Genomic DNA, 18,670 nt, shown 5'->3' with positions numbered 1-18,670 from the left:
ACTCCTTACAGGCGGTAAACCACTGGATTCATGGGGTATCAGACCATCAAATGCGGGATAACTCACAGAAAACGGCAAAGTTATAAACAAACAGCGTGAAAAAGATCGATCTTATTCACTTTTTCTGTGGATAGCTTTGTGCAGAACGCGGGAGTTAACTGAATAACATTTTCACTGCTCGCAGAATGACTCAAAAGATCCAACAACGCATCCTTATGATACTTAATGAAAATAAATCATTCTGGCTCTCCCTGAGACTTTCATAAACTGCCAATATTCTCGCGACAACTGACAATTGATTAAAAGATAACCACACCCTTTTTTATCCACAGATAATCGCTCAGGGTTAGGTCAGAGCGGCGAAATTATGCTCAGACAAAGAAAAGTCAAGGCTGTAAATGGAACCAGTACCGCACCAATACGGGGGTTATCCCATTTTTCTGTGGATAACCGGGATGGAGATCCTGTTCATTGTTGCGCGTAAGCTGGGATAACAATGCCTGCCTGATGATGGCGCAAGGGTTATCCGTTAAAAAAAGTGCGATCTATCATGTTATTATCGATCCCTGATGCGGTGAATTTTAGTGAAAGGATTTCCTCACCCTCAACTGTATAAATTTTAATCATTGCGAGTTATCAACATGAGTTACCTGCCAGGACCACCTGAAGATGAAGCCAGCCTGCTGGCGCGTGCGCAGGATTTAGCCGGCTTAACACTGGAAACGCTGGCCGCTCGCGCCGGGCTGCCCATGCCTGCGGATCTTAAACGTGATAAAGGCTGGGTCGGCATGCTGCTGGAGTTACATCTTGGTGCCAGCGCGGGCAGCAAAGCGGAACAGGACTTTGCCCATCTGGGTATCGAACTGAAAACCATCCCGATTGATGCGCAGGGAAAACCGCTGGAAACCACCTTTGTCTGCGTCGCCCCGCTGACCGGCAACAGCGGCGTCACCTGGCTCACCAGTCATGTGCGCCATAAACTGGCGCGGGTATTGTGGATTCCGGTTGAAGGCGGGCGTGAGATTCCGCTGCGGGAACGTCGTGTGGGCGCGCCGCTGTTATGGAGCCCGGATGCAGAAGAAGATGAGATGCTGCGTCAGGACTGGGAAGAGTTGATGGATATGATTGTACTGGGACGCGTTGAGCAGATTACCGCACGGCATGGTGCCTGGTTGCAAATCCGCCCGAAAGCCGCCAACAGTAAGGCGCTGACAGAAGGTATTGGCGATCAGGGCCAGCCAATTATGACCTTGCCGCGCGGCTTCTACCTTAAAAAAAGCTTCACCGGGCCACTGCTGGCGCGGCATTTTCTCCTGTGAATCGCGCCACTCGCGCTGAGCAATCGCAATTTTGTGGGAGATCGGTGAATTGAATGCGTATAATCGCCGTTTACTTTTCGTTTAGGATTGAATGTCGGTATGTTTGAGTGGATTGCTGATCCCAACGCCTGGCTGGCGCTGGGCACCCTGACCATCCTTGAGGTGGTGCTGGGTATTGATAACATCATTTTCCTGTCGCTGGTGGTCGCTAAACTGCCAAAGCACCAGCAAGCCAGCGCACGTCGCATTGGTCTGATGGGCGCGATGCTGATGCGTCTTGGCCTGCTGGCCTCTATCGCGTGGGTTGCCCGTCTGACTAATCCGCTGTTTACGCTGATGGATCATGCGTTTTCAGCGCGCGATCTGATTCTGCTGTTTGGTGGACTGTTCCTGCTGTGGAAATCGAGCATGGAGATCCATGAAACGATCGAAGGCAGTGAAGGCGAACATAATACCCGCGTTCATTCGTTCCTCGGCGCGATTGTACAGATTATGATGCTCGACATTATTTTCAGTCTCGACTCTGTTATCACCGCTATCGGCCTCTCCGATCATCTGTTCATTATGATGGCAGCCGTCGTCATTGCGGTGCTGATGATGATGTTCGCCGCGCGCGCCATTGGTGAGTTTGTTGAACGCCATCCGTCGGTGAAAATGCTGGCCCTCTCCTTCCTGATTCTGGTCGGTTTTACCCTGATTCTGGAGAGTTTTGCGGTCCATGTACCAAAAGGTTACATTTATTTCGCGATGTTCTTCTCGATGGCGGTTGAGTGTCTTAACCTGATGCGCAGTAAGAAAAAGCACGCCTGATAAAGTCAAGGGCGAGCCTGCTCGCCCGGTTACTTTCAGATTTCTGCGATTAACCCTGCCGGCAAAAACATTTATTACTACACTGTTTGCACGTGACCATTTGTGAGGATAAGGCGTGATGAAAGGGTTGGCAGGAGTAGCACTGGTGATGGTAACCGCAGCATTCTTAAGTGGATGCAGTTCTGATTATGTCATGGCGACTAAAGATGGTCGTATGATTATGACCGAAGGTAAGCCAAGCATTGATAAAGAGACCGGTCTGGTTGAGTACACAGATCAGACGGGTCACATGGTGCAGATTAACAGCGATGAGGTTTCAACAATCATTGAACGTTAAGTGCCCTGTTTAATCGCCTGCCATCAATTCCCCGCTGGCAGGCGATTTCCCCGACTTTTCCCCCTTCCTTCCCCGCCATTGCTCGCGCTATAGTCCCTGAGAACACAACATTCCATTCCATAAAGAAAAGGAAGCTGGCAATGCACTATCATCGTATTCCTCACAGCACGCTGGAAGTGAGTCAGCTGGGATTGGGTACCATGACGTTTGGCGAACAGAACAGCGAAGCCGACGCCCATGCTCAACTGGATTTAGCACTCCGTTCCGGCATCAACTTTATTGATACTGCCGAGATGTATCCGGTGCCACCGCGCCCGGAAACCCAGGGTCTGACCGAACAATATATTGGCAGCTGGCTCAAACAGCGCGGCAGCCGCGACAAAATCATTCTGGCCAGTAAAGTCGCCGGACCGTCGCGCGGCAATGATGCGTCCATTCGCCCGGATATGGCGCTGGACCGTAAAAATATCCGCGCCGCGCTTGATGCCAGTCTTAAGCGCCTGAATACCGACTACCTTGATCTTTACCAGCTGCACTGGCCTCAGCGTCAGACCAACTTTTTTGGCAAGCTTGGCTATCAATACAGCGAAACTACCGCACAGGTCACACTGCTGGAGACGCTGGAAGCGCTGGCCGAACAGGTGCGCGCCGGTAAGATTCGTTATATTGGCGTGTCGAATGAAACGGCATGGGGCGTGATGCGTTATCTGCAACTGGCAGAGAAGCATGAGCTGCCGCGCATTGTCAGCATTCAGAACCCCTACAGCCTGCTGAACCGCAGCTTTGAAGTGGGTCTGGCCGAAATCAGCCAGCATGAAGGCGTGGAGCTGCTGGCCTATTCCAGCCTGGCGTTTGGTACGCTAAGTGGCAAATACCTGAATGGCGCGCAGCCTGCGGGCGCACGTAACACGTTGTTCAGCCGCTTTACCCGCTACAGCGGCGAGCAGTCACAGCAGGCCGTTGCAGAATATGTGGCGTTAGCGCAACAGCATCAGATTGACCCATCGCAGATGGCTTTAGCCTATGTGCGTCAGCAGCCGTTTGTGGCCAGCACACTGCTGGGTGCCACCACGCTTGAACAGCTGCAGATTAATATCGACAGTTTCAATCTGACCTTAAATGCCGAGATTCTGGAAGGCATTGAGGCGATTCATCGTCGCTATACCTATCCGGCGCCATAAGTGCGTCTTTGCCAGCTGCCGCCCTGGCGGCTGGCCTCTTTTACAGGTCGCGATAATAGAGTTTTACTGGTTTATCCGGATACTCCAGCGCCTCTCCCTGGGGCAGCCAGCCAGACCGTTCGTAGTAGCCCTCAAACGTTGACCAGAGCCACAACCGTGGATAGCCACGCGCCTGTGCATAAGTCATCACATGCTGCTGCAGCGCCTCGCTGACACCTTTGCCGCGCGACGACTCATCAACATAGAGCGCCGCCAGCCACGGGAAAAGATCCTGACGGCTGATCAGGTCGCAGCGCCAGAATCCTACAGTGCCGACCGCCCTGCCCGCCTCCAGAGCGACAAAGGTTACGGGGAAGTCAGCACCGTTCAGGCTGCTGTTCACCACACTGGCAAAGAACGCGTGGCTACTGGCTTCACCAAATGCGCGCCACTGCCAGTCAATAATCTGATCGGCAAACTGTGGGGCATCACTGAGCGAGACAATCTCAATCACATCAGTTTCCCCTGAAAGATCGGGACTGAATCAAACAGGTAGCCATCAAAATCAGGCGCATCGGCGTCGGAAAGCTCCAGCAGCGTATTTTTGACATTCTCAAGGTGCTGCCAGGTCGACTGCCAGGCCCCCATCACATCGCGCCGACGCAGAGCAGCCAGGATAGTCTGGTGATCGCCGAGCCACTTCAGGCGATAGGCGCGGGTTTCAAACTGCGGGCGCAGCTGCTGCCAGAGCGGGCTGCTGTCGTGATGCCGCCAGATACTGGTAACGGTATCGAGCAGCATCTGATTCTGACTCGCACCCGCCAGCAGCAGATGAAACAATTTGTCGTTGTCCTGACTGCTGTCGTTGGCGGCGATGGCACGTTGCTCCTGTTCCAGCGTACGTCGCAGATTTTCAATGTCCGCTTTAGTCGCCATTTTTGCGGCAAAGGCGGCAATATTGCTCTCCAGCAACTGACGCGCCTGTAGCATTTCAAACGGGCCTACGTCGCTGCGGAAAAAGGCCTCTTCTTCATCATCACTGGCGGAAGGAATACGCATTACATAGACGCCGGAGCTCTGACGGATATCCACCGTACCTTCCAGCTCAAGCATCAATAATGCCTCGCGCACGATGGTCCGGCTGACGCCCCAGGTTTCAGCCAGCTGACGTTCAGGCGGCAGGCGCGATCCCACCGGATAGTGTCCGTCACTGATCTGCTGACGCAGGTGCTGACCAATTTCCTGGTACTGCTTTTTTTCTTGCGGCGCTTCGGCTTTGTCCACACTTTTACCCTTTGCAATCAACGCGCTAACGGCATTGTCGCCGTTCCCTGCGCGACAATGCCCGCGAACCGGAGAGGCTGGCTCGCAAACTGGGGCTCAGTGTATCAAAGCCAGCGCCTGATCGAGTACCTTTGCACCATTCAGCGTGCCGTAAGCAACCGTATCGATTACCGCGATAGGCAACTGATAGCTGTCAGTGAGTTTTCTGTTCTCCTCCAGTTTGAAGCGCACCTGAGGCCCGAGCAGCACCACCGCCACCTCGCTGCCGTAGTTTTGCAGCTCTTCACGCAGGTTTTGCTCCGGAATAGCGTAGATCTGAAATGCCAGTCCGCGAGCGGCGACCTCTTTTTCCATCCGCGTGACCACCATTGAGGTCGACATGCCCGCAGCACAGGCCAGAACAATTCGTTTCATGCTCGTTTCCTCGCGTTATTTCGGCTCATCATCAAGCCACAGGGTAAATTGCTGCGTGTCACGCAGCGTACGGAACCAATGGGCAGATTTCTTCATACGGCGCTGACGGTGCTTATCTAAGTCGATTTCGATCAGACCATAGCGGTTTTTAAAGGCATTCATTGGTGAGACGTTGTCGGTAAACGCCCACAGCATGTAGCCCTGACAGTTAATGCCCGCCTGGCTGGCGCGTATCGCCTGATGCAGGTGTTCGCTGATAAACGCGATACGGTAATCGTCCTGAATTTCCCCACCGGCATCTTTGAATTGGGTTTCGTTCTCAATGCCCATACCGCTTTCCGCCACAAACCACGGGATATTGCCGTACTCATCGCGTATTCGTTGTGCCATATCCCAGATAATTTCAGGCTGAATTTCCCAGCCGCGCGAACGATTCATCCGCCGCCCAGGCAGTTCAAAGTGTTCGTAATACCAGGCAGGATGAAAAGGTGTCTCGGGATGCCAGGCGCGGGACGGCGCCTTAACGCGATGGGGATAGTAGAGATTAAGGCCGACCTCATCGACGGTATTGGCAGCAATAATCGCCAGCTCTTCCGGCGTGGTTTCCCACTCAATCTGATGCTTATCAAGCAGCGCCAGCAGCTCCGCCGGATACGCGCCTTTAATCGCGGGGTCGAGAAACACCCGGTTGTAGAACAGGTCATAAATATGCGCCGCCTTCTGGTCGTGCGGGGCGGATGATCGCGGATAGGTGACCTCCGGGTTAAGAATGGTACCAATGCGACCGGCATAGCCACGCTTGCGGAAAAGCTGCACTGCCCGGGCAGTCGCGAGATTTTTATGGTGGTTCCACTGCATCCATTTATGCGTGTTCTGCTCATAAGGCCAGCGCAGCGCGTCGAGATAGACGCGGGTCTGCACCACAATGGGCTCATTAAACACAAACCAGCGTGTGACCCGACCGGCATAACGTTTAAAAACCTGTTCGACATAACGAATAAACAGTTCAACCACATGCTTTGACTGCCAGCCTCCATATTGCTCAAGCAGCAAGGCTGGCAGCTCGTAATGCTCCAGACAGAGCATCAGTTCAATGCCCTGACGCTGCATTTCATCAATCAGCCGGTCATAGTAAGCGGCATATTCCTCATCGACCGTGGCGGTTTCATAATCGATCAGGAAACGCGACCAGTTAATGGAAGTCCGGTAGTGGGTCAGCCCGCTGGCCTTCATTAGCGCCACATCTTCACTAAAGCGATTGATAAAGTCAGTGGCAACCGCCGGGCCATAGCCGTTGTGCCAGACGTGACGATCCTGCTGATACCAGGCGTCAGGCCAGGAGTCCTGGCCCGGCTTTTTTCCGCTCCAGCCTTCCGTCTGCCAGGCGGAGGCAGCAGCCCCCAGAATGAAATTCTCAGGTATGTGGACAGTCTGACGACTCATAACACCTCCGTTCGGTTGGGGTTCAGCTCAGGTTGCAGGCTCTTTGCTTCCGCTGCATCCGCGCGGCGGGCTGCGACTTTCACAAAGGGCAGATAGATGAGTACTGACACCAGAATGCAGACGATCTGCGTCACCACTGCGCCCATCGATCCAGCCGTTGAAAGCCAGGCATTGATAATCGGAGGCGTGGTCCAGGGCACCATCACCACGGCTTTCCCGGCAAAGCCCATCACCGTCGCGAAGTAGCCAATAGAACCTGTCACCAGCGGTGTGATGATGAAAGGGATAGCCAGAATCGGGTTAAGCATAATCGGCATACCAAATATAACCGGTTCGTTGATATTGAAAATGCCTGGGCCGAACGACAGTTTGGCAATTTCACGCATCTCTTTGCGTCGCGTCGCCAGCATTACGGCAGTGAGTAGCCCGATGGTCAGGCCGGAGCCGCCGATGCTCATATAGACATCCCAGAACGGCATGGTGATGATGTTCGGTGCCTCTTTTCCCTGCTCAAAAGCGGTCATGTTGACCAGAATTGCGCCCAGCAACAGTGGCTCACGAATCGGTTTCACCATCTGGTTGCCGTGAATACCAATCACCCAGAACAGCTGGGCAACGAACATCAGAATCAGAATGCCCCACAGACTCTGCACCACCGACTCCAGCGGCTGCTGCACCACCTGGTATACCGCGTCGTAGAGGTACATGCCGGTAACGCGATGGAAGATAAAGCCAAAGGTCGCTACCAGCGTCACAGTAATAATTGAGGGGATAAGCGCAGAGAATGAGGCGGCCACATTGGGCGGCACAGTGTCGGGCATTTTGATTTTCAGCCGCTCAACCTGTTCAAGGCGGCAGTAGATCTCTACCGACAGAATGGCGATAAACATGCCGAGAAACAGGCTCTTGGTATCGGAGAATTGTTTGGCCAGCACATCGGTGACCAGATGCATCTGCCCATCGACCATCATCTGTAAGGTGGTCGGCGTCACCGATATGAAGCAGATGATTGCCAGCAGACCGGGAAACAGCGTTTTTATACCGTTGATGCGCCCAAGCTCAATACCAATCAGGAACACCGCACCAATGTTAAGAAAGCTGAGCGTGGCGTAATTGATACTGCTGGTGATGGGCTTGAGGTCAGCTAAGAAAGCCAGAGCGGCAAAGCTGGCAAGGCCATTTTTGCTGTCCAGCACCATGTTAGAAATCAATACCGAGAAGGCGCCAACAATGATTACCGGCATCAGGGTAATGAACGAGGCTTTAATCGCCATGATGTAGCGATAACTGTTAAAGCGGGTGGCGAAGCTGCCCAGGGAATCGATAAGGCGGTCCTGTAAAGACATGATCAATCCTCAGAGATGTAAGATCGGTAGTCCTGTAATCATCATGATCTTCCTTGTTAGTGGCATACCAAAATGACGAATACCCGCGTTTTTTTCTGTGATGAATCTCCCGGAAATGTTTTTTGGCATTCCAGTATGATTAAAAAGGCCAATTTGGCATACCAATAACGGAGGCGTTATGGATTACGAACAGACTATGATGGAATTACTGATCAATGCGGGAGAAGCACGCTCGTCGGCGATGATGGCGATTCAGTGCGCGCGCAAACGCGACTGGGCCGGGGCTGATGCCGGGCTGGCAGCCTCTGATACTGCGGCAAAAGCGGCACATAAAATCCAGACCGCGTTGATTGGCGCAGACGAAGGAAGCGGAAAATTACCGGTCACGCTGATTCTGGTGCATGCGCAGGATCATCTGATGAATGCAATGCTGTGCCGCGAGCTGGCAGAGGAATTGATCATGCTGCGCAAAGAGATCTATGGCTGACAGGCGGCGGCCTCGCCGCCCGAGTGAGGTGATTAGCTGATTTCCAGCGCCAGTAATGACTCAATCGTCTGCGCGCGGCGGATTTCGCGCGGCTGGCCCTGCTCAAACAGCACTTCCGGGATCAGCGGACGGCTGTTGTAGTTAGAAGACATGGATGCGCCGTATGCGCCGGTGTCGTGGAACACCAGATAATCGCCCACTTTCGCCGCCGGGATGGCGCGCGGTTCGACCATGCCGCCCTCCAGCTGAGTAAAGACATCACCCGATTCGCACAGCGGACCGGCAACCACTGTGTCGATCGTCTGCTGCTCATCAATGGCCCGCTCATCGCCCGCCATCAGCGAGATATGGTGATAGCTGCCATACATGGATGGGCGCATCAGATCACTGAAACCGGCATCAACCAGCACGAAGTGACGGCTGCCCATCGACTTCACTGCCCGGACCTGCGACACCAGTACGCCCGCTTCGGCCACCAGGAAGCGGCCTGGTTCGATCTCCAGTTTGACCGCGTGCCCCAGATGCTGAGCAATGCGCTGCCGCGCTGCGTCCCACAGGCCGAAATAGTGCCCGGTATCGATCGCCTCTTCGCCGTAGCGATAAGGAATAGAAAGGCCACCGCCCGCAGAGATTGCTGTCAGATCCTGATCTGACGCCATCACCAGTTCCACCATCGCATCACAGACCTGTTGCAGATGCGCATAATCGACGCCTGAGCCGATATGCATGTGAATGCCCACCAGGTTCAGGCCGTGCTTTTTAATGGCCGCCAGCGCCTCGGCTAAGTCGCCATGCCAGATCCCATGCTTACTGTTTTCGCCGCCGGTGTTGGTTTTCTGACTGTGGCCGTGACCAAAACCAGGGTTGACGCGTAGCCATACCGCGTGTCCCGGTGACACCGCACCGAGTTGATGCAGCATATCGATCGAACCGGCATTCACCGGCACCTTTAACGCAGTCACCCGCTCAAGTGTCGGTTGATCGAACAGATCAGCGGTAAAGACGATCTCATCACCACCAGGCTGATAACCGGCGGCCAGCGCACGTTCGATCTCACCCAGCGATACCGAGTCCACTTTCACGCCCGCCGCGCGCATCAGGCGCAGGATATGCGTATTCGAGCAGGCTTTCTGCGCAAAGCGCACCACATCAAAGGCCTGCAGCTGAGCAATACGCGCCTGAATAATCTGCGCATCATAGGCCCAGAACGGTCCACTATAACGACGTGCCAGTGGCAGCAGGTTAGTGGCGTTGAGTGCGGTTTCGGTATTCTGTAAGGAACGTGGCATAACAATTCTCCTGTGGCGTTAACCGCATTAAGCCAGATTCGTGTCATAGCGAAAAATATCTGTTTTAATAGCATCTATGCAGAATTGATATGGATAAACGGCGTGGCAAACATTAACTGGCGGCATATCGAAATTTTTCATGCGGTGATGACCAGCGGCAATCTGACGCAGGCCGCCACGCTGCTGCACACCTCACAGCCTACCGTGAGCCGGGAGCTGGCACGTCTGGAGCAGCAACTGGGATTAGAGCTGTTCGGGCGGGTACGCGGTCGCCTGCAGCCGACGGTGCAAGGGTTGCGTCTGTTTGAAGAGGTTCAGCGCTCCTGGTATGGCCTGGACCGCATCATGGAAGCGGCAGAAGGCCTGCGCCAGTTTCGTCAGGGCGAGCTGTCGATCGCCTGTCTGCCCGTTTTTTCGCAGTCGCTGCTGCCGCCGCTGTGTCAGCCCTTTTTACAGCGTTACCCGGATGTGAGTCTGAATGTGATTCCGCAGGAGTCGCCGCTGCTGGAGGAGTGGCTGTCGGCGCAGCGCTACGATATCGGCTTAACCGAAACCCAGCACGCGCCGGCCGGAACTGACCGCCTCGCCCTGCTGACCTGTGATGAAGTGTGCGTGTTGCCGCAGAATCACCCCTTGAGTCAGCGTGAGGTGCTGACGCCGCACGACTTTGCGGGTGAAAAGTATGTGAGCCTGTCGCGCAGCGACAGCTATCGTCAGCTGCTGGATGCGCTGTTTCAGGAGCAGGGAGTGGAACGGCGGCTGGTGATGGAGACACACAGCGCCGCTTCGGTATGCGCAATGGTCAGGGCGGGCGTGGGGATTTCGATTGTGAATCCGCTGACGGCGCTGGATTACGCCGACAGCGGTGTGGTGATGCGTAAGTTCAGCGTGGCAGTTCCGTTTACCGTCAGCCTGGTGAGACCGCAGCACCGCCCTGCGTCGGCGCTGGTGGATGCCTTTGTCAGCCATCTGCAGCAGCAGGTGGCTGACTTTCCGGCGCGAATCGCCGCCCGTCTGGCTTAAGCGCGAACCCTGGCGGTCGTATGGCCCGACTTACGAAAGGTAATCAGACAGACCAGCAGACCGATGGCGGCCAGCGCAGCCGCAGCAACCGGCACCGCCGTCAGGCCGAATCCCCGGCCAATCACTGCGCCACCGACCCAGGCACCTAACGCATTACCCACGTTGAATGCTGAAATGTTAAGGGTTGAGACCAGGTTCGGTGCTTCTTTGCCGTGACGCACTACGTTAATCTGCAGACCCGGCACCGTGGCAAAGATTGCCATCGCCCAGAGGAACAGGGTGATCTCTGCCAGCCACAGCGCATGGCTGGTCCAGCTGAACAGCAGCGAGAAGATGGCAATCAGTGAGAAGCTGAGGATCAGGCTGAAGGAGACTTTCCAGTCAGCCAGTTTTCCACCAAGGATGTTACCGACCGTCAGGCCCGCACCTATCAGGAACAGCGTCCAGCTGACGCCGCGGTCGCTGATGCCCGTCACCTCTAACAATAGCGGCGCAATGTAGCTGAACAGTGCAAACATCGCCGCCGCAAAGCACACCGTCATCAGCAGCGACAGCCACAGTTTGCCGTTGGCCAGTGCGCCAATTTCACTCGCCAGATGAACCGGTTTTTCCTGTTTGTTGTTGGGCAGACTGACGATCAGGGCGATAAATGCCAGCACGCCGATCACCGCCACGCCCCAGAATGTCGCTCGCCAGCCAAACATCTGTCCGAAACTGGTTCCCAGCGGCACGCCCAGCACGTTAGCTAAGGTCAGCCCTGTAAACATCAGTGCCACAGCCGAAGCCTGACGCCCGGCAGGCACCAGACTGGCGGCGACAACCGCGCCAATCCCGAAGAAGGCACCATGACAGAGTGCGGTAACGATTCTGGCCAGCATCAGCAGGTTGTAGTTGTAAGCCAGCGCACACAGCAGGTTGCCGACAATAAAGATCACCATCAGCAGAATCAGCGTTTTTTTACGCGGTAGTCTGGCGGTCAGCAACGCCATTATCGGCGCACCAATTGCTACCCCCAGCGCATAGCCGCTGATTAGCCAGCCCGCCGACGGAATCGACACCTGAAGGTCACGCGCCACCTCCGGCAGCAATCCCATAATGACAAACTCGGTGGTTCCGATGGCAAACGCACTTAACGCCAGTGCCATTAATGCTACAGGCATAACACTCTCCCGGTTTCATTTGCAGGTGAACCGCGCGGACACGCAGCCCCTCGACGCTTATTAATTTTGATCTGCGTCACAGTGAGTATTACAGCATAGCGCTGGTGCACGACATAGCCTGTATGCAGCAAAGGATTATTGCTGAGGCCGCAATAATCGTGTCGCTGTGCCTGTCGCAACTTTCTTTCTCTGCCTGCGGACCCTACCTGAAAGACCCTCGCGAACCCGGGTCAGGTTGTCATTCTCCGTGAACCGATTACGCTTTTTAGTGCGTATTTAATTAATAAATCCTTAACGTTGCCGATATATCCCTAATGAATTGCCAGGTGATGTAATCAACTGCTGACGCAGGGAGAGAGAATGCAACGACTCATAGCCTTAATGGTTTTAGGCTTAACCGGCTGCTCGGTGGGGCATTATGAGTACAGTAAAGAAGCGGAAAAACGCGTTGATATGACCGTGACCGGCATTCCTACCGTGCTGGGGTTAGGCACGCTGGGTACTACCATCCCGCTGACGCCGGAGTACAGCCTGACCGCTGCGCACGTGGCGAAGTTCTCTCTTTACCGGGTTAAAGCCTGGCATCCGCAATGCGATCTGGCCGTGGTCTACCATAAAAACAGCGAAATGAATCTGCCACCCAGCTTTCGCAACAGCCATATTGGCGACCAGGTGAATCTCTATGGCTACAGTTTTATTTCGGCCATGCCGGTCAGCTCCAGCGGACAGAACCTGATTAATACCACGCTGGCGAACAGCTGGAATAAGCCGGACTGTGTTGTAGTCGCGGCGAATGCGGGTGTGGTGAAAGGGATGTCAGGCGGTGCGGTTTATAACGCCTCTGATGATACGCTGGCGGGTGTGATTATTGGCTACAGCAATAACATCAATGACAATGTCAGCGGTAAGACACTCTATAAAAACGTTGCGCTCTATGTGCCCTATTCCCGCTTTCAGAGCTGGTTGAATCAGGCGATTAAGTCCTGATGTTTGCTGAATGGACAGTGGTAAAAAAGGCCGGAACTTCCGGCCTTTTTCGTGCTGACAACGCCGAATCAGAGTGCATCTGACAGCAACGGATAAAGTAAGCGCGCAGGGAAGACGGTCAGATCGGAAAGACGCAAAAGCCGTCATCCATGACCGCTCGGCCCGCGCCATCCCTGGCGCGGGACGCTTTCCTTTTCTGACCGTATTCCCTGAGCAGGCTCGATCTCATAGCGAACCGGGCCATACTCTTTCAGCAGACATAAAAAAGGCCGGTATACCCGGCCTTTTCTGAGAACAGTCAGACTTACTTGCTACCTGGACGCAGTGCCGGGAACAGAATCACATCGCGGATCGTGTGGCTGTTAGTAAACAGCATCACCATACGGTCAATCCCGATACCCAGACCGGCGGTTGGCGGCAGGCCATGTTCCAGCGCGGTAACATAGTCTTCGTCGTAGAACATCGCTTCGTCGTCACCGGCATCTTTGGCATTCACCTGCTGCAGGAAACGCTCAGCCTGATCTTCCGCATCATTAAGCTCGGAGAAGCCGTTACCGATTTCACGACCGCCAATGAAGAACTCAAAGCGATCGGTGATTTCCGGGTTCTCGTCGTTACGACGGGCGAGTGGCGAGACTTCAGCCGGATATTCAGTGATGAAGGTTGGCTGAATCAGATGCGCTTCAGCCGTCTCTTCGAAGATCTCGGTCACGACGCGGCCCAGACCCCAGCTCTTCTCCACTTTGATATGCAGGGATTGTGCAATCGCCACCGCTTTATCAAAGTCTTCCAGATCGGCCAGATCCGTTTCCGGACGGTATTTCTTGATCGCTTCACGCATGGTCAGTTTTTCAAACGGCTTGCCGAAATCAAACTCCTGCTCGCCGTAAGGCACGACCGTGCTGCCTAACACATCCTGCGCCAGAGTACGGAACAGGCTTTCGGTCAGTTCGATCAGATCTTTGTAATCCGCATAGGCCATATAGAGTTCCATCATGGTGAACTCTGGGTTATGACGTGGCGAAATACCTTCGTTACGGAAGTTACGGTTGATCTCGAACACGCGGTCGAAGCCACCCACCACCAGACGCTTCAGGTAAAGCTCTGGTGCAATGCGCAGATACATGTCGATATCCAGCGCATTGTGATGGGTGATGAACGGACGCGCGGACGCGCCGCCCGGGATCACCTGCATCATCGGGGTTTCCACTTCCATAAAGTCGCGGCCTACCATGAACTGGCGAATGCCGGCCATGATCTGCGAACGAATTTTGAAGGTGTTGCGTGACTCTTCGTTGGCGATCAGATCAAGGTAACGCTGACGGTAACGGGTTTCCTGATCGGCCAGGCCGTGGAATTTGTCCGGCAGCGGGCGCAGGGCTTTGGTCAGCAGGCGCAGTTCTGAACAGTGAATCGACAGTTCGCCGGTCTTGGTTCTGAACAGTTTGCCACGCGCACCCAGGATATCGCCGAGGTCCCATTTCTTGAACTGCTCGTTGTAGATGCCTTCAGCCAGATCGTCACGAGAGACGTAAAGCTGAATCCGGCCGCCCACATCCTGCAGAGTAACGAAAGAGGCTTTACCCATGATACGGCGGGTCATCATGCGTCCGGCGACGCTGACTTCGATATCCAGCGCTTCCAGCTCTTCATTGCTCTTCTCGCCATAGCTTTCCAGCAGCTGGTTTGAAAGGCTGTCACGACGGAAGTCGTTGGGAAACGCCAGACCGTTGGCACGCAGCGCACTCAGCTTTTCGCGGCGCGTTTTCAGTTCGTTATTTAACTCAACGGCGGCATCAGCGCTCTGCGGTTGTTGTTCAGACATGTCTATAACCCTGCTTTTAAACTTGCTTCAATGAATCGATCCAGATCGCCGTCCAGCACCGCCTGGGTGTTACGCGTCTCTACGCCGGTGCGCAGATCTTTGATGCGTGCATCATCGAGAACGTAAGAACGGATCTGACTTCCCCAGCCAATGTCGGACTTGTTGTCCTCCAGCGCCTGTTTCTCAGCATTTTTCTTCTGCATCTCAAGCTCATACAGCTTCGCTTTCATCTGCTTCATCGCCTGATCTTTGTTCTTATGCTGAGAACGGTCATTCTGACACTGGGTGACAGTACCGGTTGGAATATGGGTAATACGGACCGCAGATTCCGTCCGGTTAACGTGCTGGCCGCCCGCACCGGACGCACGATAAACGTCAATGCGCAGATCGGCTGGGTTGATGTCGATATCAATATCGTCATCCACTTCCGGGTAGATAAAGGCAGAGCTGAATGAGGTGTGACGACGACCGCCGGAGTCAAACGGGCTCTTACGCACCAGGCGATGCACGCCGGTTTCGGTGCGTAACCAGCCAAAAGCGTAGTCGCCTGACACGCGAATAGTGACAGACTTGATGCCTGCAACTTCACCTTCAGACTCTTCGATAATTTCAGTTTTGAAGCCTTTCGCTTCGGCCCAACGCAGATACATACGCATCAGCATGCTGGCCCAGTCCTGCGCTTCGGTGCCGCCGGAACCCGCCTGCAGATCGATATAGCAGTCGGCGCTGTCATACTCGCCAGAGAACATGCGGCGGAATTCCAGTTCGCCCAGCTTGCCCTCAAGGACATCCAGCTCGGCAACCGCTTCGTCGAAAGTCTCTTCGTCTTCCGCTTCTACAGCCAGTTCAAGCAGACCCTGCACATCTTCCAGGCCCTGCGACATCTGATCCAGCGTCTGCACGATCGCTTCCAGCGAGGAGCGCTCTTTGCCCAGCGCCTGAGCGCGCTCAGGTTCGTTCCAGACATCGGGCTGTTCCAGCTCGGCGTTTACTTCTTCGAGGCGTTCTTTCTTGGCATCGTAGTCAAAGATACCCCCGAAGAACGTCGCTGCGCTCACTGAGGTCCTGAATACGGTTTTTGACCGGGTTAATTTCAAACATGGCTTTGGCGTCTTTCTTATGTTCGATGGGACAGGAAAATTAACGCACAAGTTTACCCGAAACTGGCGGCAGATTGTAGCGCTGAGACAGCGGGCTGATGCCGGGGTTGCGTGACGTGTCGCATTTGCTTATCGGATCGCGGTGACATCCTCACGCGCAGCAGAATAACGCAGAAAACAATCGGGCGGTCGCGCATCTGCCGTAACCGGAGACGCGCGCACCCTGTTTAACTCAGTTCAGCGGCCAGATATGGTCGATGATCAGCTGCACCGAGCGGTTACCGCGATACTCATTGATATCCAGCTTATAGGCCAGCTCAACCTGACGAATGCTGCTGTCGGGCCACAGCGTGGTATCGACATTAAAGGCGATACCGTCGATCAGCGGACCGCCGTCCAGCGGCTCGACCATGACTTTAAGATGTCGCTCGCCCACCAGCCGCTGTTGCAGCAGCTTAAATTTGCCGTCAAAAGCGGGTTCCGGGAACGCCTGGCCCCAGGGCCCGGCTTCGCGCAACATCTCGGCGGTCTGCAGGGAAAACTCCTGCGGCTGCAGGGCGCCATCTGACCAGATGATGCCCTGCAGCGATTCGCCATCCAGCCACTCACCGACCAGGTCAGCAAAGCGCTGACGAAACTCCTCGTAGCGTGCGGTCTCCAGCGATAAGCCGGCTGCCATGGCGTGACCGCCAAACTTTAGCATCATACCAGGATTCAGGGTATCCAGACGCTCCAGCGCATCGCGCAGATGCAGTCCGGCAATCGAGCGGCCCGACCCCTTCAGCGTGCCGTCGCCTGCTGGCGCAAAGGCAATCACGGGACGATGGAAGCGCTCTTTAAGACGTGACGCCAGAATCCCCACCACGCCCTGATGCCATTCGGGATGATAGAAGGCCAGCCCCAGCGGCAGATCGCGCTGCTCGCGCTCCAGCGCCTGACACAGCGCCAGCGCTTCGCTCTGCATGCCCTGCTCGATCTCTTTACGCGTCTGATTCAGCGCGTCCAGCTCGCTGGCCAGCATGCGTGCCTGGCTGAGATCGTCGGTCATTAACAGCGCAACGCCCACCGACATATCGTCGAGCCGGCCTGCAGCGTTGAGTCGTGGTCCCAGCGCAAAGCCGAGATCGCTGGCCGCCAGCTGACGGGCATCGCGATTAGCAATCTCCAGCAGCGCGCGGATGCCTGGCCGGCATTTTCCGGCACGGATGCGGCTGAGCCCCTGCCACACCAGAATGCGGTTATTGACGTCGAGCGGCACCACATCGGCTACCGTGCCAAGCGCGACCAGATCCAGCATCTCCGCCAGATTCGGTTCCGTGCGGGTGGTGCCAAACCATCCCTTAGTGCGCAGATGGGCACGCAGCGCCAGCATCAGATAGAACGCGACGCCCACGCCCGCCAGCGCGCGCGAGGGAAAGTTGCAGTCCGGCAGATTGGGATTCACGATCGCCTCAGCGGCGGGTAAGGTCTCGCCGGGCAGATGGTGGTCGGTAATCAGCACCGGAATCCCGTGCTGATGAGCAAAATCAACGCCAGCGTGGGAGGAGATGCCGTTATCGACGGTCAGGATCATCGCCGCGCCGCGCGCACGCGCCTGCTCAACCACTTCCGGGCTAAGGCCATAACCATCTTCAAAGCGGTTAGGGACCAGATACTGCACGTTGCCGCCGCCCATGCTGCGCAGCGCCATGACAGTCAGCGCGGTACTGGTCGCGCCATCGGCATCAAAGTCGCCCACCACCATAATGCGACGCCCATCCAGCAGCGCCTGATGCAGCAGTTCCACTGCACTCTCAATTCCGCTTAAAGACTGGTAAGGCAGCAGGTTTTTCGCACCGCGCTCCAGCTCTGCGGCGTCACGCACGCCGCGTTGCAGATAGAGCCGCTTCAGCAACGGCGGCAGCGTGGCCGGTAGCGCATCGTCAACCGTCACCTCACGGCGACGCAGTTCCACTTCCTGTTTTACCACCGATTAACCACCACGCTTCTGATTGTCCAGCACCTGCTTCAGCTCCTGCGGCGACTGATAACCCGGGATCATCATGCCGGTGTCAGTCAGCATCGCAGGGGTGCCCTGAATGCCAAACAGCACGCCCAGTTTGTAATGCTGAGAAATATCGATTTTGCAGCTGTCTGGTGCGGCCATCTTCGGCGCATTGCCTTTCATCGCCTCATCAAACGCTTTATTGCGGTCAGCGCTGCACCAGATCGCCTTCATTGCCGGTTCGATCTGACCATTCAGTCCCTCTCGCGGAAACGCCAGGTAGCGCACGGTAATGCCCAGCGCATTGTAGTCCGCCATCTGCTCGTGCAGCTTGTGGCAGTAACCACAGGTGATGTCGGTGAAGACGGTGATCACATGCTGCTCTTTCGGGGCTTTGTAGACGATCATCTCCGGCACCAGCGCCTCGACTTTTTTGTCCAGCAGCTGGTTGGTGACGTTGACCGGCTGTTTGCCGCTGACGTCATAGAGCGGGCCCTGGATCATATGTTTGCCGTCATCGGTAACATAGAGCACGCCGCTTTCCGACAGCACGGTTTTAAAGCCAGGCAGCGGGGATGGACTGATCTCCGTCTGGTTCAGACCGAGCTTTTTAAGGGATTGCTGAATGGCGCTGTCATCGGCCTGTGCGAGACCGGAAAAGGCGCTGGCTAACAGGGCCAGCATGGCAAAATGCTTGTTCAT

At 55.3% G+C, this 18,670-nt stretch carries 18 protein-coding genes; 7 read left to right on the top strand and 11 right to left on the bottom strand.

Annotated elements, in window-relative coordinates:
• Positions 1–641: 641 nt before the first annotated feature.
• The 4 genes from mutH to EE896_RS03980 all read left to right on the top strand — a co-directional run bounded on the left by mutH (position 642) and on the right by EE896_RS03980 (position 3,647).
• Entirely contained in the window at positions 642–1,319 is a 678-nt protein-coding gene (mutH, locus tag EE896_RS03995; RefSeq protein WP_008925657.1) for a DNA mismatch repair endonuclease MutH, read from the top strand.
• A gap of 99 nt (positions 1,320–1,418) precedes the next feature.
• Positions 1,419–2,129, top strand: coding sequence for a TerC family protein (locus tag EE896_RS03990; protein ID WP_008925658.1), 711 nt, complete (start codon positions 1,419–1,421; stop codon positions 2,127–2,129).
• Between the two features lie 118 nt (positions 2,130–2,247).
• Complete coding sequence (locus EE896_RS03985) at positions 2,248–2,466, top strand: YgdI/YgdR family lipoprotein (RefSeq protein WP_003853956.1); 219 nt, start codon at positions 2,248–2,250, stop codon at positions 2,464–2,466.
• Positions 2,467–2,606: 140 nt separating this feature from the next.
• Positions 2,607–3,647 carry an NADP(H)-dependent aldo-keto reductase gene (locus tag EE896_RS03980; RefSeq protein ID WP_003853957.1) on the top strand — a complete coding sequence of 347 codons (1,041 nt, stop codon included), beginning with the start codon at positions 2,607–2,609 and terminating at the stop codon, positions 3,645–3,647.
• A 40-nt stretch (positions 3,648–3,687) separates the two neighbouring features.
• Here EE896_RS03980 and EE896_RS03975 read toward each other — a convergent pair whose 3' ends face one another.
• The 5 genes from EE896_RS03975 to EE896_RS03955 form a co-directional block, all read right to left on the bottom strand.
• A complete protein-coding gene (locus tag EE896_RS03975) occupies positions 3,688–4,140 on the bottom strand; it encodes a GNAT family N-acetyltransferase (RefSeq protein ID WP_003853959.1) in 453 nt (150 codons plus the stop codon).
• The gene (locus EE896_RS03970) at positions 4,137–4,910 is read right to left on the bottom strand and encodes an FCD domain-containing protein (protein ID WP_003853961.1); all 774 of its coding nucleotides are present in this window, start codon (positions 4,908–4,910) and stop codon (positions 4,137–4,139) included. The genes EE896_RS03975 and EE896_RS03970 overlap by 4 nt, the downstream gene beginning before the upstream one ends.
• A gap of 96 nt (positions 4,911–5,006) precedes the next feature.
• Positions 5,007–5,324 carry a PTS sugar transporter subunit IIB gene (locus EE896_RS03965; RefSeq protein ID WP_003853964.1) on the bottom strand — a complete coding sequence of 106 codons (318 nt, stop codon included), beginning with the start codon at positions 5,322–5,324 and terminating at the stop codon, positions 5,007–5,009.
• A gap of 15 nt (positions 5,325–5,339) precedes the next feature.
• Positions 5,340–6,767, bottom strand: coding sequence for a glycoside hydrolase family 1 protein (locus tag EE896_RS03960; RefSeq protein WP_140916636.1), 1,428 nt, complete (start codon positions 6,765–6,767; stop codon positions 5,340–5,342).
• Positions 6,764–8,113, bottom strand: coding sequence for a PTS sugar transporter subunit IIC (locus EE896_RS03955; RefSeq protein ID WP_140034077.1), 1,350 nt, complete (start codon positions 8,111–8,113; stop codon positions 6,764–6,766). The genes EE896_RS03960 and EE896_RS03955 overlap by 4 nt, the downstream gene beginning before the upstream one ends.
• Before the next feature lie 178 nt (positions 8,114–8,291).
• On the opposite strand from EE896_RS03955, the gene EE896_RS03950 reads away from it, so the two are divergent.
• Positions 8,292–8,600, top strand: coding sequence for a PTS lactose/cellobiose transporter subunit IIA (locus EE896_RS03950; RefSeq protein ID WP_140034078.1), 309 nt, complete (start codon positions 8,292–8,294; stop codon positions 8,598–8,600).
• Between the two features lie 32 nt (positions 8,601–8,632).
• Here the strand turns inward: EE896_RS03950 and lysA are convergent, their stop codons facing one another.
• On the bottom strand, positions 8,633–9,889 hold the full coding sequence (gene lysA, locus EE896_RS03945; protein WP_140916635.1) for a diaminopimelate decarboxylase: 1,257 nt from the start codon (positions 9,887–9,889) through the stop codon (positions 8,633–8,635).
• A gap of 102 nt (positions 9,890–9,991) precedes the next feature.
• Between lysA and EE896_RS03940 the strand changes: the two genes are divergently transcribed.
• A complete protein-coding gene (locus EE896_RS03940; protein ID WP_008925663.1) occupies positions 9,992–10,912 on the top strand; it encodes a LysR family transcriptional regulator in 921 nt (306 codons plus the stop codon).
• Here EE896_RS03940 and EE896_RS03935 read toward each other — a convergent pair.
• Positions 10,909–12,072, bottom strand: coding sequence for an MFS transporter (locus EE896_RS03935; RefSeq protein WP_140916634.1), 1,164 nt, complete (start codon positions 12,070–12,072; stop codon positions 10,909–10,911). The genes EE896_RS03940 and EE896_RS03935 overlap by 4 nt on opposite strands.
• 360 nt (positions 12,073–12,432) lie before the next feature.
• Here EE896_RS03935 and EE896_RS03930 point away from each other — a divergent pair, with 360 nt between their 5' ends.
• Positions 12,433–13,059, top strand: coding sequence for a serine protease (locus EE896_RS03930; protein ID WP_105099879.1), 627 nt, complete (start codon positions 12,433–12,435; stop codon positions 13,057–13,059).
• A gap of 304 nt (positions 13,060–13,363) precedes the next feature.
• Here EE896_RS03930 and lysS read toward each other — a convergent pair whose 3' ends face one another.
• From lysS to dsbC, 4 genes are all read right to left on the bottom strand, one after another.
• A complete protein-coding gene (gene lysS, locus EE896_RS03925) occupies positions 13,364–14,884 on the bottom strand; it encodes a lysine--tRNA ligase (protein WP_003852896.1) in 1,521 nt (506 codons plus the stop codon).
• Between the two features lie 2 nt (positions 14,885–14,886).
• A protein-coding gene (gene prfB / locus EE896_RS03920; protein WP_099257461.1) for a peptide chain release factor 2 occupies positions 14,887–15,985 on the bottom strand; the annotation gives its coding sequence in 2 pieces (ribosomal slippage) (positions 14,887–15,909 and positions 15,911–15,985; 1,098 coding nt in all).
• Between the two features lie 231 nt (positions 15,986–16,216).
• Positions 16,217–17,953 carry a single-stranded-DNA-specific exonuclease RecJ gene (recJ, locus tag EE896_RS03915; protein ID WP_105099880.1) on the bottom strand — a complete coding sequence of 579 codons (1,737 nt, stop codon included), beginning with the start codon at positions 17,951–17,953 and terminating at the stop codon, positions 16,217–16,219.
• Positions 17,954–17,956: 3 nt separating this feature from the next.
• A complete protein-coding gene (gene dsbC / locus EE896_RS03910; protein ID WP_003852889.1) occupies positions 17,957–18,670 on the bottom strand; it encodes a bifunctional protein-disulfide isomerase/oxidoreductase DsbC in 714 nt (237 codons plus the stop codon).

This window comes from Pantoea eucalypti (assembly GCF_009646115.1).
Lineage (GTDB): Bacteria > Pseudomonadota > Gammaproteobacteria > Enterobacterales > Enterobacteriaceae > Pantoea > Pantoea eucalypti.
Note: the sequence above shows the minus strand (reverse complement) of the source record. Positions and strands in the feature narration are given on the sequence as shown.

Coding starts and splice junctions, on each gene's coding strand:
- mutH (WP_008925657.1), top strand. CDS start 642: ATGAGTTACCTGCCAGGACCACCTGAAGATGAAGCCAGCCTGCTGGCG.
- EE896_RS03990 (WP_008925658.1), top strand. CDS start 1,419: ATGTTTGAGTGGATTGCTGATCCCAACGCCTGGCTGGCGCTGGGCACC.
- EE896_RS03985 (WP_003853956.1), top strand. CDS start 2,248: ATGAAAGGGTTGGCAGGAGTAGCACTGGTGATGGTAACCGCAGCATTC.
- EE896_RS03980 (WP_003853957.1), top strand. CDS start 2,607: ATGCACTATCATCGTATTCCTCACAGCACGCTGGAAGTGAGTCAGCTG.
- EE896_RS03965 (WP_003853964.1), bottom strand. CDS start 5,324: ATGAAACGAATTGTTCTGGCCTGTGCTGCGGGCATGTCGACCTCAATG.
- EE896_RS03960 (WP_140916636.1), bottom strand. CDS start 6,767: ATGAGTCGTCAGACTGTCCACATACCTGAGAATTTCATTCTGGGGGCT.
- EE896_RS03955 (WP_140034077.1), bottom strand. CDS start 8,113: ATGTCTTTACAGGACCGCCTTATCGATTCCCTGGGCAGCTTCGCCACC.
- EE896_RS03950 (WP_140034078.1), top strand. CDS start 8,292: ATGGATTACGAACAGACTATGATGGAATTACTGATCAATGCGGGAGAA.
- lysA (WP_140916635.1), bottom strand. CDS start 9,889: ATGCCACGTTCCTTACAGAATACCGAAACCGCACTCAACGCCACTAAC.
- EE896_RS03935 (WP_140916634.1), bottom strand. CDS start 12,072: ATGCCTGTAGCATTAATGGCACTGGCGTTAAGTGCGTTTGCCATCGGA.
- EE896_RS03930 (WP_105099879.1), top strand. CDS start 12,433: ATGCAACGACTCATAGCCTTAATGGTTTTAGGCTTAACCGGCTGCTCG.
- lysS (WP_003852896.1), bottom strand. CDS start 14,884: ATGTCTGAACAACAACCGCAGAGCGCTGATGCCGCCGTTGAGTTAAAT.
- dsbC (WP_003852889.1), bottom strand. CDS start 18,670: ATGAACAAGCATTTTGCCATGCTGGCCCTGTTAGCCAGCGCCTTTTCC.